This window comes from Streptomyces sp. TN58 (assembly GCF_001941845.1).
Lineage (GTDB): Bacteria > Actinomycetota > Actinomycetes > Streptomycetales > Streptomycetaceae > Streptomyces.
This window is the reverse complement of the sequence record NZ_CP018870.1, coordinates 1,527,852-1,541,865: the sequence shown is the minus strand read 5'-3', so window position 1 is coordinate 1,541,865 and position 14,014 is coordinate 1,527,852. Positions and strand designations below refer to the sequence as shown.

At 68.9% G+C, this 14,014-nt stretch carries 14 protein-coding genes; 12 read left to right on the top strand and 2 right to left on the bottom strand.

The features are described from left to right. The first annotated feature begins 73 nt into the window (after positions 1 to 73). Entirely contained in the window at positions 74 to 691 is a 618-nt protein-coding gene (locus BSL84_RS07050; protein WP_234363418.1) for a hypothetical protein, read from the top strand. 4 nt (positions 692 to 695) lie between these two features. Here the strand turns inward: BSL84_RS07050 and BSL84_RS07045 are convergent, their stop codons facing one another. Further along, the gene (locus BSL84_RS07045; protein WP_030025889.1) at positions 696 to 1,016 is read right to left on the bottom strand and encodes a ferredoxin; all 321 of its coding nucleotides are present in this window, start codon (positions 1,014 to 1,016) and stop codon (positions 696 to 698) included. 264 nt (positions 1,017 to 1,280) lie between these two features. Here BSL84_RS07045 and arc point away from each other — a divergent pair, with 264 nt between their 5' ends. The 6 genes from arc to prcA all read left to right on the top strand — a co-directional run bounded on the left by arc (position 1,281) and on the right by prcA (position 7,449). Continuing rightward, complete coding sequence (arc, locus tag BSL84_RS07040; protein ID WP_030025890.1) at positions 1,281 to 3,047, top strand: proteasome ATPase; 1,767 nt, start codon at positions 1,281 to 1,283, stop codon at positions 3,045 to 3,047. Between the two features lie 259 nt (positions 3,048 to 3,306). Further along, the gene (gene dop, locus BSL84_RS07035) at positions 3,307 to 4,818 is read left to right on the top strand and encodes a depupylase/deamidase Dop (RefSeq protein WP_075970017.1); all 1,512 of its coding nucleotides are present in this window, start codon (positions 3,307 to 3,309) and stop codon (positions 4,816 to 4,818) included. 173 nt (positions 4,819 to 4,991) lie between these two features. Next, positions 4,992 to 5,204 carry a ubiquitin-like protein Pup gene (locus BSL84_RS07030; RefSeq protein WP_030016348.1) on the top strand — a complete coding sequence of 71 codons (213 nt, stop codon included), beginning with the start codon at positions 4,992 to 4,994 and terminating at the stop codon, positions 5,202 to 5,204. Positions 5,205 to 5,337: 133 nt separating this feature from the next. Next, positions 5,338 to 5,850, top strand: a complete 513-nt coding sequence (locus BSL84_RS07025) for an endonuclease VII domain-containing protein (protein ID WP_078849155.1) — start codon at positions 5,338 to 5,340, stop codon at positions 5,848 to 5,850. Continuing rightward, complete coding sequence (gene prcB / locus BSL84_RS07020; protein ID WP_030025896.1) at positions 5,802 to 6,641, top strand: proteasome subunit beta; 840 nt, start codon at positions 5,802 to 5,804, stop codon at positions 6,639 to 6,641. The genes BSL84_RS07025 and prcB overlap by 49 nt, the downstream gene beginning before the upstream one ends. Positions 6,642 to 6,684: 43 nt before the next feature. Further along, positions 6,685 to 7,449: a proteasome subunit alpha gene (gene prcA / locus BSL84_RS07015; RefSeq protein WP_030025898.1), complete on the top strand. Its 765-nt coding sequence runs from the start codon at positions 6,685 to 6,687 to the stop codon at positions 7,447 to 7,449. Positions 7,450 to 7,521: 72 nt separating this feature from the next. On the opposite strand, the gene BSL84_RS07010 is transcribed toward prcA, so the two are convergent. After that, positions 7,522 to 8,520 carry a LacI family DNA-binding transcriptional regulator gene (locus BSL84_RS07010; protein WP_030025899.1) on the bottom strand — a complete coding sequence of 333 codons (999 nt, stop codon included), beginning with the start codon at positions 8,518 to 8,520 and terminating at the stop codon, positions 7,522 to 7,524. A gap of 135 nt (positions 8,521 to 8,655) precedes the next feature. Between BSL84_RS07010 and BSL84_RS07005 the strand changes: the two genes are divergently transcribed. From BSL84_RS07005 to BSL84_RS06985, 5 genes are all read left to right on the top strand, one after another. After that, the gene (locus tag BSL84_RS07005) at positions 8,656 to 9,918 is read left to right on the top strand and encodes an MFS transporter (protein WP_030025901.1); all 1,263 of its coding nucleotides are present in this window, start codon (positions 8,656 to 8,658) and stop codon (positions 9,916 to 9,918) included. A 140-nt stretch (positions 9,919 to 10,058) separates the two neighbouring features. Further along, positions 10,059 to 11,420: a Pup--protein ligase gene (pafA, locus tag BSL84_RS07000; protein WP_030025902.1), complete on the top strand. Its 1,362-nt coding sequence runs from the start codon at positions 10,059 to 10,061 to the stop codon at positions 11,418 to 11,420. A gap of 115 nt (positions 11,421 to 11,535) precedes the next feature. Then, complete coding sequence (locus BSL84_RS06995; protein ID WP_030025904.1) at positions 11,536 to 12,477, top strand: FKBP-type peptidyl-prolyl cis-trans isomerase; 942 nt, start codon at positions 11,536 to 11,538, stop codon at positions 12,475 to 12,477. Between the two features lie 38 nt (positions 12,478 to 12,515). Continuing rightward, complete coding sequence (locus BSL84_RS06990; RefSeq protein ID WP_030025906.1) at positions 12,516 to 12,893, top strand: FKBP-type peptidyl-prolyl cis-trans isomerase; 378 nt, start codon at positions 12,516 to 12,518, stop codon at positions 12,891 to 12,893. A gap of 123 nt (positions 12,894 to 13,016) precedes the next feature. Beyond that, on the top strand, positions 13,017 to 13,973 hold the full coding sequence (locus BSL84_RS06985) for a helix-turn-helix transcriptional regulator (protein WP_030025908.1): 957 nt from the start codon (positions 13,017 to 13,019) through the stop codon (positions 13,971 to 13,973). Positions 13,974 to 14,014: the final 41 nt, after the last annotated feature.

Here is a 14,014-nt window from a genome sequence, read left to right as displayed (position 1 = left end):
CTGCCGTTCCACCCCCGTGTGAGGTGTGGCACGATGCTGGCTCCCCGTCACCCTTCGCACAGGAGACACCCGCGTGCTGCACACCCCCGCCACGCAGGCAACCCCCGACACCCCGGCCCACACCAGGACCCGGCCCCTGCACTGGCTCGCCACGGCCGGCGCCCTCGCCGGCATCATCGCCGCGGCAGGACTCGTACAGCCCGCCACCGGCACCCCCGCCGACGCGACCGGCACCACCGCCACCGCCACCGAGGAACCCGCCGCGAAAGGGCCCCAGGCCGCCGCCCCCGACGCCGCAGCCGCCACCTACCCCCTCGACTGCAAGGGCGCCCCCCGCGCCGTCACCGCCACCGCACACGGCGACCTCGACGGCGACGGCCGCCCCGAAACCGTGGCGGCCGTCCGCTGCGACGCCGGCTCCGGCACCCCGCCACACGCCCTCTACGTACTCACCCAGGACCCCGCCGAAGGCTCCCGCCCCCGCGTCGTGGCCACCCTCCTCGACACCCCGCAGCGCCGCACCGCGACCGAACTCACCGTGCGCGACCGCACCGTCACGGCCACCGTCCTCGGCTACTCCGGCCCCGAGGTCCCCCGCTGCTGCCCCGACACGAAGCAGCACGCCAAGTGGCGCTGGACCGACGGAAAATTCCGCCAGGAGCTGACGGACTCAGCCGCCAAGAGTGTTTAGAACGTCACTCCGCGTCCGGACCGAAGACCTCCACACCGTCCGAAACGCGCCTTACGTGAATGCAGTCGCCCGGACACTCCTTCGCCGAGTCCACCACGTCCTGCAGCACCGGCAGCGGCACCGGAGTCGCCGCCCCCACCTCCTGCAGCAGCTCGTCGTCCGCGCTCTTCACATACGCCAGACCGTCGATGTCCAGCTCGAACACCTCCGGCGCGTACTGCGCGCAGATGCCGTCCCCGGTGCAGAGGTCCTGGTCGATCCAGACCTCAAGCGGCTCGCCCGCCCCACCGGCGCCGCCCGTCGGAGCCTCCTGCTGCACGGTCATATCTCCTGCCGTTCCCTGCGGTGAGTGATCCATCCCGGCCACAACCCGCAACAAGTCGCACGGGCCCTGACGGGTGTTGAACACTTCGACCTTACAACCGGCGGCTTCCCGAGTTTGATGGGTGGGTATTTCCTTGGCGTGAGGGAGTACGCAAGGGTGAAGATCGGACACACCCCTATCGTCTTTGTGATCTAGGGGTTTCAATCACCACCAGCCCAGGTAGGGTCAGGAAGCGTCCAGCTCCCCTTGGAGGAGGTGAGGACCGTGGCAGCCCACGACGACGACATCAACCGCGGCATCCGGCCCGCGCGAGGGTCCGAGGACCCCGCCGGCCAGGTTGCCTATCTCGAGCAGGAAATCGCCGTCCTGCGACGAAAGCTCGCCGACTCTCCGCGACACACGAGGATTCTCGAAGAGCGGATCGTCGAGCTCCAGACGAACCTGGCCGGCGTCTCCGCACAGAACGAACGACTGGCGAACACCCTCCGTGAGGCCCGCGACCAGATCGTGGCCCTCAAGGAAGAAGTCGACCGGCTCGCACAGCCGCCGGCAGGCTTCGGTGTCTTCCTCCAGGCGAACGACGACGGCACCGTCGACATCTTCACCGGAGGCCGAAAGCTCCGCGTGAACGTCAGCCCCAGCGTCGACCCGGAAGACCTCCGGCGCGGCCAGGAAGTCATGCTCAACGAGGCCCTCAACGTGGTCGAGGCCATGGAATACGAGCGGGCCGGGGACATCGTCACCCTCAAGGAGATCCTTGAGGACGGCGAGCGCGCCCTGGTCGTCGGGCACACCGACGAGGAACGGGTGGTGAGGCTCGCCGAGCCGCTCCTGGACATCACCATCCGCCCCGGCGACGCCCTCCTGCTCGAACCCCGCTCCGGCTACGTCTACGAGGTCGTCCCCAAGAGCGAGGTCGAGGACCTCGTCCTCGAAGAGGTCCCCGACATCGACTACGACAAGATCGGCGGCCTGGGCGACCAGATCGAACTGATCCGCGACGCGGTCGAGCTCCCGTACCTCTACCCCGACCTGTTCAAGGAACACGAACTGCGGCCCCCGAAGGGCATCCTGCTCTACGGCCCGCCCGGCTGCGGCAAGACGCTCATCGCCAAAGCCGTCGCCAACTCCCTTGCCAAGAAGGTCGCCGAAGTGACCGGACAGGCCCAGGGCAAGTCCTACTTCCTGAACATCAAGGGCCCCGAACTCCTCAACAAGTACGTCGGCGAGACCGAGCGGCACATCCGCCTGGTCTTCCAGCGAGCCCGCGAGAAGGCCAGCGAGGGCACCCCCGTCATCGTCTTCTTCGACGAGATGGAATCCCTCTTCCGCACCCGCGGATCCGGAGTCAGCTCCGACGTCGAGAACACCATCGTCCCCCAGCTCCTCGCCGAGATCGACGGCGTCGAGGGCCTGGAGAACGTCATCGTCATCGGCGCCTCCAACCGCGAGGACATGATCGACCCGGCCATCCTGCGCCCGGGCCGCCTCGACGTGAAGATCAAGATCGAGCGTCCCGACGCCGAGGCCGCGAAGGACATCTTCGCGAAGTACCTCAAGGCCTCGCTGCCCCTGCACACGGACGACCTGTCCGAACACCAGGGCTCCACGGCCTCCACCGTCCACAGCATGATCCAGACCGTCGTCGAGCAGATGTACGCCGAAACCGAGGAGAACCGCTTCCTCGAAGTCACCTACGCCAACGGCGACAAGGAAGTCCTGTACTTCAAGGACTTCAACTCCGGCGCCATGATCCAGAACATCGTCGACCGAGCCAAGAAAATGGCCATCAAGGCCTTCCTCGAACACAACCAGAAGGGCCTGAGGGTCTCCCACCTCCTCCAGGCCTGCGTGGACGAGTTCAAGGAGAACGAGGACCTGCCCAACACCACCAACCCGGACGACTGGGCCCGAATCTCCGGCAAGAAGGGCGAGCGGATCGTATTCATCCGCACCCTCGTCACCGGAAAGCAAGGCGCCGACACCGGACGCTCCATCGACACGGTGGCGAACACCGGCCAGTACCTCTGAACCGGAGCGGCTGCGGATGCCCTCCCCGGGCATCCGCAGCCGACTGCTTTACCCGACCGAGACCGGCCGCATTCCAGCCGGCGACAAGGCAGACCCAATGACGGAAATGATCTCCCCACGAGCGCGCAGTGGTCCTAGGCTCTTCCGTACCGCCGGTCGCGCAATGCGGGGACGGGCACCGCACAGTCACACGCACCGGAGCACCAGCGGTACTTGAGCGCCGCCCCCGGAAGGGGCGCCGCCGGGCAAGGAGGGCCGCATGACCGTACGGCGAGTAATGGGGATCGAGACGGAGTACGGGATCTCCGTCCCCGGTCACCCGAACGCCAATGCCATGCTCACCTCGTCCCAGATCGTCAACGCCTACGCGGCGGCGATGCACCGGGCGCGACGCGCCCGCTGGGACTTCGAGGAGGAGAACCCGCTGCGGGACGCCCGCGGCTTCGACCTCGCCCGCGAGGCCGCCGACAGCAGCCAGCTGACAGACGAGGACATCGGCCTCGCCAACGTCATCCTGACGAACGGCGCACGGCTCTACGTCGACCACGCACACCCCGAATACAGCTCCCCGGAGATCACCAACCCGCTCGACGCCGTCCTCTGGGACAAGGCCGGCGAACGGATCATGGCCGAGGCCGCCGTACGCGCCGCCCAGCTCCCCGGAGCCCAGCCCATCCACCTCTACAAGAACAACACCGACAACAAGGGCGCCTCCTACGGCACGCACGAGAACTACCTCATGAAGCGGGAAACCCCCTTCTCCGAGATCGTGCGCCACCTGACCCCCTTCTTCGTCTCGCGACAGGTCGTGACCGGAGCCGGACGCGTGGGCATCGGCCAGGACGGCCGCGACCACGGCTTCCAGATCAGCCAGCGCGCCGACTACTTCGAAGTGGAAGTCGGACTGGAGACCACCCTCAAGCGGCCCATCATCAACACCCGCGACGAGCCGCACTCCGACGCCGAGAAGTACCGCCGGCTCCACGTGATCATCGGAGACGCCAACCTCTCCGAGATCTCCACCTACCTCAAACTCGGCACGACGGCCCTGGTGCTGTCCATGATCGAAGACCAGTTCATCAGCGTCGACCTCGCCGTCGACCAGCCCGTACGCACCCTCCACCAGGTCTCCCACGACCCCGACCTCGAACACCTCGTCACGCTGCGCAGCGGCCGCACACTCACCGCCGTGCAACTGCAGATGGAGTACTTCGAGCTGGCCCGTAAGTACGTGGACGAACGTTTCGGGACCGACGCCGACGAGCAGACCAAGGATGTGCTGGCCCGCTGGGAGGACGTACTGGGCCGGCTGGAGAGCGACCCGATGAGCCTGTCGGGCGAGCTGGACTGGATCGCCAAGCGGGAGATCCTGGAGGGCTACCGGCGCCGGGACAGGCTGGACTGGGACGCGGCGCGGCTGCACCTGGTGGACCTCCAGTACGCGGACGTACGCCCCGAGAAGGGCCTGTACAACCGCCTGGTGGCCCGCGGGAAGATGAAGCGGCTCGTGGAGGAGAGCGCGGTCGAGCGGGCTCAGAGCAAGCCTCCGGAGGACACCCGGGCGTACTTCCGCGGACGCTGCCTGGAGCAGTACGCGGACGACGTGGCGGCGGCCTCCTGGGACTCGGTGATCTTCGACCTCCCCGGGCGGGACTCGCTGCAGCGCGTGCCCACGCTGGAGCCGCTGCGGGGGACCCGTAACCACGTCAAGGAGCTCCTGGACCGCTGCCGCACGGCGGAGGACCTGGTCCGGGTGCTTTCGGGGCAGTGAGCGGGCCTGAAATGCGATCGGTCCGGGAATCATGAAGAGAACCGGACGTTGGAAAGTGCGGGGCGAATGTCGGACCCTCCCTATAGGGTCCGACGTAGGGTCTGATCTTGGGAGATCCCGAAATCCCGGGGTCTCTCGACATGAGCGTGCGAACCGAGCGGGGTGAGGTAGACATGGCGACCAAGGACACCGGCGGCGGACAGCAGAAGGCGACGCGCTCGACCGAGGAGGTCGAGGAGGCGGCGGTCGAGGAATCGACCGACCTCAAGGAGCGCCAGGAGAAGCTCTCCGACGACGTCGACTCCGTACTGGACGAAATCGACGACGTCTTGGAGGAGAACGCCGAGGATTTCGTGAGGTCGTTCGTCCAAAAGGGCGGCCAGTGAGGGCTGCTGTCGGTAATTGACCTTCGAATTGAAGGTACGGGGGGCTGTGGGTAACAGCGTGTCGGAAAGTGTGAAGCGCTGCTCTCGGTGCAAGCGTGTACAACCTCACGAGGCATTCGCGAGCAACCGTTCGATGAGGGACGGCTTCCAGGCGTATTGCCGAGAGTGCCAGGCTGAGCACTACAAGGCGCGTCAGGAAGCCGCAGGGCGGACGGTGCGGGTCAAGATTCCCGTGCCGTCCGGCCACAAGAGGTGCCCCGACTGCGGAGAGATCAAACCGCATTCCGAGTGGGAGCTGAACCGGACGAGCTCCGACGGTTGGGCCAGCTACTGCAAAGAGTGCCGGGCGCAGCGGAATCGGGCGAGCTACTTCAAGCGCAAGTACGGCATCACCGAAGCCGAACGCGACCAGATGATCGCTGCTCAGGGTGGTGCCTGCGTGATCTGCCAGTTAGGTCCGGCAGAGCATGTGGATCACGATCATCAGACGGGTAAGGTCCGAGGCGTACTGTGCTTCAGCTGTAACGCAGCCCTGGGGCAGTTCAAGGATCGGCCGGACGTCATGAGGCGTGCAGCCGCTTACGTGGAGGGACACGCGTGGAAGCCAACAATCGTGGCACAGGGCGTCTACCGGCAGCCTTCCTGACGCCGGGGTCGTCGTCCTTCATGGACTTCCTGGGCGCGCACTCGCCCGAGATGCTGCCCGGCAACCGCAAGCTGCCGGAGGGTGTCGTCGAGGCGCCGCACGGGACGACCATCGTGGCCGTCACCTTCCCCGGCGGGGTGGTGCTCGCCGGTGACCGGCGGGCGACCATGGGGAACATGATCGCGCAGCGGGACATCGAGAAGGTGTTCCCGGCGGACGAGTACTCCGCCGTCGGCATCGCCGGTACGGCCGGCCTGGCCGTGGAGATGGTCAAGCTGTTCCAGCTGGAGCTGGAGCACTTCGAGAAGGTGGAGGGGGCGACCCTCTCGCTGGAGGGCAAGGCGAACCGGCTCTCCACCATGATCCGGAGCAACCTCGGCATGGCGATGCAGGGCCTGGCCGTGGTGCCGCTCTTCGCCGGGTACGACGAGGGCAAGGAGAAGGGCCGGATCTTCTCCTACGACGTCACCGGTGGCCGCTCCGAGGAGCACGGCTACGCGGCGACCGGTTCCGGTTCGATCTTCGCGCGGGGCTCCATGAAGAAGCTCTACCGGCCGGACCTGACCGAGGAGCAGGCCACCACGCTGGTGGTGCAGGCGCTGTACGACGCCGCCGACGACGACTCGGCGACCGGCGGGCCGGACCTGTACCGCCACATCTACCCGATCGTCACCGTCATCACCGACGAGGGCTTCCGCAGGCTGAGCGAGGACGAGTCGCAGGCGCTCGCCCGCTCCGTCACCGATCGTCGTCTGGAGCAGCCCGACGGCCCGCGCGCCGCCCTGCTCTGACCGCCCGTCACCTCGTCGCCCAGAAGAAAGGGACGGAAAGCCGGTGTCGACTCCGTTCTATGTGTCACCCCAGCAGGCCATGGCCGACCGGGCGGAATACGCCCGGAAGGGCATCGCCCGCGGTCGCAGCCTTGTCGTGCTGCAGTATGCCGACGGCATCGTGTTCGTCGGTGAGAACCCGTCCCGTGCGCTCCACAAGTTCAGTGAGATCTACGACCGGATCGGCTTCGCGGCCGCCGGCAAGTACAACGAGTACGAGAACCTGCGGATCGGCGGTGTGCGGTACGCGGATCTGCGCGGATACACCTACGACCGTGACGATGTGACGGCGCGTGGGCTGGCCAACGTGTATGCGCAGACGCTCGGCACCATCTTCTCCTCGGCCGGTGAGAAGCCGTACGAGGTGGAGCTGGTGGTGGCGGAGGTCGGTGCGACGGCCGCCGGTGACCAGATCTACCGGTTGCCGCACGACGGTTCGATCGTGGACGAGCACGGTTCGGTCGCGGTCGGTGGGAACGCCGAGCAGATCAGTTCGTATCTGGATCAGCGGCACCAGGACGGGATGACGCTGTCCGAGGCGTTGAAGCTGGCGGTGGCGGCGTTGTCGAGCCAGGCCAACGGTGCCGACAAGGCGATTCCGGCGGAGCGGCTGGAGGTGGCGGTGCTGGACCGGACGCGGTCGCAGCAGCGCAAGTTCAAGCGGATCCGGGGTCGGCAGCTGGCGCGGCTGCTGGAGGCGGATGTGCCGGCCGCGGCGCAGGCGGACGCGGTGTCGAACGACGAGGCGCCGGAGGACGACGCCGAGTAGTTCCAGGTGTGTGGCCCCGGTCGCCCCTTGCGGGGTGGCCGGGGCTTCGTCGTGTCCGGGCTGGGGCTCGTCTCAGGGGGTGGGGGCGGGGCCGGTGGAGTCGCGGACGACGAGGGTGACGGGGATGTCGGGGGCGGTCCAGGGGGTGCCTTCGAGGACGGCGAGGAGGGCGGTCATGCCCTGTTCGCCGACGCGTTCGGCGGGGAGGTGGACGGTGGTGAGCTCGGGTTCGACGGCGGTGGCGAGGGCGAGGTCGTCGAAGCCGGTGACGGAGAGGTCCTCGGGGACGCGCAGGCCGAGGCGGCGGGCGGCCTTGCAGGCGCCGGCGGCGAGGATGTCGTCGTCGCAGACGATGGCCGTGGGCCGGCCCTCGGGGGCCGCTAGGGCGGCCTCCATGGCCGTACGGGCGTCGTCGGCGGTGAGGGGGGACCGTACGGTGCGCAGCTCGGTTCCGGGGCCCAGGAGGGTCGTGAGGGCTGCTGCGCGGGTGTCGAAGGTCCAGGAGTCGACGGCGGAGGCGAGGTGGAGGAAGCGCCGGTGGCCGAGGGCGAGGAGGTGTTCGGTGACCTGGCGCATGCCGTCGGCCATGGCGAGGTTGACGTGGGCGGCGGAGCCGGCGGCGCGGGGGTCGCTGTCGAGCATGACGAGGGGGAGGGTGTCGCCGCCGATGGCGTGGAGGGCGTGGGCGGCCATGGAGGAGGCGATGACGCCGTCGAGGGCGGCGCGGGCGGAGGCGAAGGGGTCGCGGGCGGGGCCGGTGCCGTCGGGGGAGGGGTAGAGGACGACGCCGAAGCCGTGTTCGGCGGCGATGCGGGCGGCGCCGGTGTAGACGCGGGCGAAGAACTCGTTGGTGAGGGCGGGGACGACGAGGAGGGCGGTGCGGGTGGAGCCGAGGCGGAGGTTGCGGGCGGCGAGGTTGGGGCGGTAGCCGAGGCGGGTGGCGGTTTCGCGGACGTGGGCGGCGGTGCGTTCGGAGACGCGGCCGGGCCATTTGTCGCCGAGGACGAGGGAGACGGTGGCCTGGGAGACCCCGGCGGCGGTGGCCACGTCCCGGCTGGTGGGTCTCGTCACACGGGGCTCCTGTAGTGCGAGGTCAGGGGTGGTTTCGTGGTCCGTGGGGTGGACCCGTGGACTGTGGCCATGGTACGTATGACGCGTCAAGTTATACGTATTACCCCGGCTGGGTCCGGGCAGAAGGGGGCCGACATGGCGGCGGGATACGCGGAGCTGCTGGGGACCCGGCACGCCGCGAGGCTGCTGGTGGGCACGCTGGTCGGCAGGCTGCCGAACGCCACCGCGCCGATCGCGATCGTGCTGTTCACGCGTGCGGAGGGGGGCAGCTACAGCCTGGCGGGGGCGCTGGCCGCCGTGTACGGGCTGGCGAACGCGGTGGGTCAGCCGCTGCTCGGTCGGGCGGTGGATCTGTTCGGGCAGCCGCGGGTGCAGCTGCCGGCGGCGCTGCTGTCCGCGCTGGGGATGGTGTGGCTGGCGGTTGCGGGGACCGGGTCGGCGGTGGCGGCGTACGCCGCGGTGGTGGTGGGCGGGCTGTTCACGCCGCCGCTGGAGGGTGGGCTGCGGGCCCTGTGGCCGAGTGTGCTGGGGGGCCGTGAGGAGAAGGTGCACGCGGCGTACGCGATGGACGCGGTGGCCCAGGAGGTGATGTTCACGGTCGGTCCGCTGCTGGTGACGCTGTTCGTGGCGGTGTGGTCGCCGGCCGGGGCGCTGCTGGCGCTGAACGCGATCGGGGTGCTGGGTGCGCTGTCGGTGGTGGTCAGCGAGCCGTCGCGGACGTGGCGTTCGGAGCCGCGGGAGGCGCACTGGCTGGGGGCCCTGCGTTCGCGCGGGCTGCTGGCGCTGCTGGGCTCGTTCTTCTTCGTGGGCATGGCGCTGGGTTCGATCACGGTGGCCGGTGTGGCGTATGCGGACGGTCACGGGGGCCAGGCGGTGTACGGCTGGCTGATGGCGGCGCTGGGTCTGGGCGCGCTGGTCGGCGGTGTGTTCTACGGTGCGCGGCAGTGGGCGGGTGCGCCGGAGCGGCGGCTGCGGCTGCTGGTGGCGCTGCTGGCGGTCGGCTATCTGCCGTTGCTGCTGACTCCGGGGCCGGTGGCGATGACGGCGCTGGCGGCGGTGTCGGGGGTGTTCCTGGCGCCGTCCCTGGCGTGCGCGTTCATCGTGGTGGACCGGCACGCGCCGGCGGGCACGGTGACGGAGGCGTTCTCGTGGCTGGTGACGTTCTTCGGTGTGGGTGCGGCGATCGGGACGGCGGCGGCGGGGCCGGCGGTGGAGCTGGGCGGTACCGCGTGGGGCTTCGGTGTGGCGTGTGCCGCGGGCGGTGCGGCGCTGCTGGTGCTGATGGTGACTCAGGGGGTGCTGTCAACTGCGGGTCACAGTCGTGCGGTGGCGGGTTCGGCTCCGGGAGTGCCGGACGGCTCCGGCGAGGTGGCTGCGCAGGCCCGGTCGGCGCAGTGACGGGCGGGTGCGCCGGTGCGGCGCGCCCGTGGTGCCTGCGGGGCTTGTGCCGGGCGTTTCGCGGCCTGCTCGGGGGAACTGATCGAAACGGCGGCTGCGAACCCGGTTTCAGAAGAGGGCAGAAGGCGTAATGTTCAGTCATGGACCGCCGCATTTTCGGGCTGGAGAACGAGTACGGCGTCACGTGCACGTTCAGGGGACAGCGCCGGCTGTCTCCTGACGAAGTGGCGCGCTACCTCTTCCGCCGTGTCGTGTCATGGGGCCGCAGCAGCAATGTCTTCCTGCGGAACGGCGCCCGCTTGTACCTCGACGTGGGTTCGCATCCGGAATATGCAACTCCCGAATGTGACAACGTGACCGAGCTGGTCACGCACGACAAGGCAGGCGAGCGCATTCTCGAAGGACTGCTCGTCGACGCCGAACGCCGCCTGCACGAGGAGGGAATCGCGGGCGACGTCTACCTCTTCAAGAACAACACCGACTCGGCGGGCAACTCGTACGGCTGCCACGAGAACTACCTGGTGGCCCGGCACGGGGAATTCTCCCGCCTGGCGGACATTCTCATTCCGTTCCTCGTCACGCGGCAGCTGATCTGCGGTGCCGGCAAGGTGCTGCAGACCCCTCGGGGTGCGGTGTACTGCGTGAGCCAGCGGGCCGAGCACATCTGGGAGGGTGTCAGCTCCGCGACGACGCGATCGCGGCCGATCATCAACACGCGTGACGAGCCGCACGCGGACGCGGAGCGGTACCGGCGCCTGCACGTGATCGTGGGCGACTCGAACATGTCCGAGACGACCATGCTGCTGAAGGTCGGCGCGACCGACCTGGTGCTGCGCATGATCGAGGCGGGCACGGTGATGCGGGACCTGACCCTGGAGAATCCGATCCGGGCGATCCGCGAGGTCAGCCATGACACCACGGGCCAGCGCAAGGTGCGTCTGGCGTCCGGGCGGGAGGCCTCGGCGCTGGAGATCCAGCGGGAGTACTTCGACAAGGCGGTGGACTTCGCCGAGCGCCGGGGTATCCGTACCGGTGTGGTCGACCAGGTGCTGGAGCTGTGGGGCCGCACGCTGGACGCGATCGAGGCGGAGGACCTGGACCGGATCGGCACCGAGATCGACTGGGTCATGAAGTACCAGCTGATCGAGCGGTACCGGGCCAAGCACAACATGACCATGTCGAATCCGCGGGTGGCGCAGATAGACCTCGCGTATCACGACATCCACCGCCGGCGGGGGCTGTACTACCTGCTGGAGCGCAAGGGGCAGGCGGCGCGGATCTGCAACGACCTCAAGATCTTCGAGGGCAAGTCGGTGCCTCCGCAGACGACGAGGGCGCGGCTGCGCGGGGACTTCATCCGCCGTGCGCAGGAGCAGCGGCGGGACTTCACGGTCGACTGGGTGCACCTGAAGCTCAATGACCAGGCGCAGCGGACGGTGCTGTGCAAGGACCCGTTCCGGTCGGTGGACGACCGGGTGGAGAAGCTGATCGCCGGCATGTAGGCGCGGGGTGCGACGCCCCGTATCTCGCCAGGGCCCCGTACGTCTCTCGTACGGGGCCCTGCGCACGGCTTAGAGTGGCGGGCGACCGCCTTGCCGTCTGAGATCTGAGGAACCCGTGCGCCGACTTGCCGGCCTGCTTGTCGTACCCCTTCTGCTGCTGTCGACAGCGGCGTGTGGCGACGACAGCGGCTCCGACTCCGCCCAGATGAAGAACGGGGCGCCCGCGATCACCAAGGGTGCCGAGTTCGGGGAGACGCCCACCCTGTCGAAGGGTAAGGGCGAGCCGCCCAAGGAGCTGAAGGTGGTGACCGTCAAGGAGGGCACCGGGCAGGTGCTGAAGAAGGGCGACATCGCCCAGGTCAACTACTACGGCCAGGTGTGGGACGCCAGCGAGCCGTTCGACCAGAGCTTCGGCAAGGGCCAGCCGTTCGACGTGACGATCGGTGCGGGCGCCGTCATCAAGGGCTGGGACCAGGGGCTTGAGGGCCAGAAGGTCGGCAGCCGTGTCGAGCTGGTGATCCCGCCGGACCTCGGTTACGGGGCGCAGGGCTCGCCGCCGAAGATCAAGGGGGATGCCACGCTGGTGTTCGTCGTGGACATCGTCAAGGGTGCCACGGTGCCGGCGTCGGCCACGGGCAAGGAAGTCGCCCAGGACAACAAGGACCTGCCGAAGGTGGGGACGAACACGGACGGCAAGGAAGTCTCCGTGGCCGTTCCGAAGGACGTGACCCCGCCGGCGAAGCTGGTGTCGAACTACGTCCTGGAGGGCGACGGCCCGGCGGTGACGGACAAGAACAGCGTCGTCGTCAAGTTCCACGGCAAGACCTGGAAGGACGACAAGACGTTCGAGAGCACCTACACGTCGGACCAGTCGGTGACGTGGCCGCTTGAGCAGCTGCAGGTGAAGGGTCTCAAGGAGGGCATCGTCGGCAAGAAGGTCGGCAGCCGCATCCTGCTGGTGATCCCCCCGGACATGGGCTTCGGGGAGAAGGAGCAGGGGACCATCCCGGCGAACTCGACGCTGGTCTTCAGCCTCGACATCCTCGCGGTGATGTAAGACTGTCCCGGTTGTCCCATAGTTTGAGGAGCAGTTCCGTGAGCGACAAGCTCGAAAAGCCCGAAATCGACTTCCCCGAGGGCGAGGCCCCCAAGGACCTCGTGATCGAGGACATCTGGCTGGGCGACGGTGCCGAGGCCAAGGCCGGTTCGGTCGTTTCCGTCCACTACGTGGGCGTGGCCTTCTCCACCGGCGAGGAGTTCGACGCGTCCTGGAACCGCGGTTCGGCGCTCCAGTTCAAGCTCGGTGTCGGCCAGGTCATCTCCGGCTGGGACCAGGGTGTCCAGGGCATGAAGGTCGGCGGCCGCCGCAAGCTGACGATCCCCGCCCACCTCGCCTACGGCGACCGCGGCGCGGGCGGTGCGATCGCCCCGGGCGAGACGCTGATCTTCGTGTGCGACCTGATGGCCGCCTGATCGCAGGCCGCCGTGAGCGCAGGGCCCCCGCCGTGAGGCGGGGGCCCTCGCTTTTGCCGGGGACCGCCGGGGCGGTACGGTCAACGGTCACGAGTGTGTGTCGAGAACGGGGGATGGGCGTCGATGGCGATTGCCAAGGCCGAGCGGCTGATGAATCTGGCGCTGTGTCTGCTGGGGACCCGCCGGCCGCTGAGCAAGCGCGAGTTGCGCGGTTCCATCGAGGCCTACATGGAAGCCGGCAACGACGAGTCCTTCAACCGGATGTTCGAGCGGGACAAGGACGATCTGCGCGAACTCGGTCTGGTGATCGAGACGGTGGAGAACCTGGAGGGGGAGACGGGCTATCTGGCCCGCCGGGACAGCAACCGGCTGCCCCCCGTGTCCCTGGACGCCGAGGAGGCCGCCGCGCTGGGGCTGGCGGCCAAGGTGTGGCAGCAGGCCCGTCTCGCGGGGGCGGCCAGCGGCGCCCTGCAGAAGCTGCGGGCGGGCGGGATGCCGGAGGCGGGTAATCCGTACGAGGGCCAGCACAGTGCCATCGAGCCGCGGATCCCGGTCCACGAGGCGGCCTTCGAGCCGCTGATGCTGGCCTGCCGGGACCGCCGCCCGGTGGTCTTCGACTACCGCAAGTCGACGGCCGCCCGGCCCGAGACGCGCCAGGTGGAGCCGTGGGCGCTGGAGTGCTGGCGCGGTCACTGGTACCTGGCCGGCTACGACCGTGAGCGCGGGGCGGAGCGGGTGTTCCGGCTTTCGCGGATCACGGGGAAGGTCCGCTCGCGGGCTGCGAAGTACACCGCGCCGGTGCCGGACGTGGTGACCGTGCGGGAGACGGTGGCGAGCTGGGCCGGGGAGAGCGCGGACCGCTCCGCGCTGATCCGGCTGCGGGCCGGGGCGGGCTATCCGCTGCGGGCCAAGGCCACGGCGGTGCACGAGGGCGCGGACGGCTGGGACGAGCTGGAAATCCCCTACGGGCACGGCCTCGACGCCTGGCTGGTGGAGTTCGGTCCCGACGTCGTCGTGGTCGGGCCCGCGGACCTCCGGGCGGACGTGGTGGACCGGCTGCGGGCCGTCGCCGGGGCCTGACGGGCCTTCCGCCGGCACCGCCGCCGGTGCGGCGCCCGTCC

What these genes read in the sequence shown, in the direction of transcription:
- BSL84_RS07045 (WP_030025889.1), bottom strand. Translation starts at nt 1,016, where the DNA reads ATGACCGTGCAGCAGGAGGCTCCGACGGGCGGCGCCGGTGGGGCGGGC.
- dop (WP_075970017.1), top strand. Translation starts at nt 3,307, where the DNA reads ATGACCGTACGGCGAGTAATGGGGATCGAGACGGAGTACGGGATCTCC.
- BSL84_RS07030 (WP_030016348.1), top strand. Translation starts at nt 4,992, where the DNA reads ATGGCGACCAAGGACACCGGCGGCGGACAGCAGAAGGCGACGCGCTCG.
- BSL84_RS07025 (WP_078849155.1), top strand. Translation starts at nt 5,338, where the DNA reads ATGAGGGACGGCTTCCAGGCGTATTGCCGAGAGTGCCAGGCTGAGCAC.
- BSL84_RS07005 (WP_030025901.1), top strand. Translation starts at nt 8,656, where the DNA reads ATGGCGGCGGGATACGCGGAGCTGCTGGGGACCCGGCACGCCGCGAGG.
- pafA (WP_030025902.1), top strand. Translation starts at nt 10,059, where the DNA reads ATGGACCGCCGCATTTTCGGGCTGGAGAACGAGTACGGCGTCACGTGC.
- BSL84_RS06985 (WP_030025908.1), top strand. Translation starts at nt 13,017, where the DNA reads ATGGCGATTGCCAAGGCCGAGCGGCTGATGAATCTGGCGCTGTGTCTG.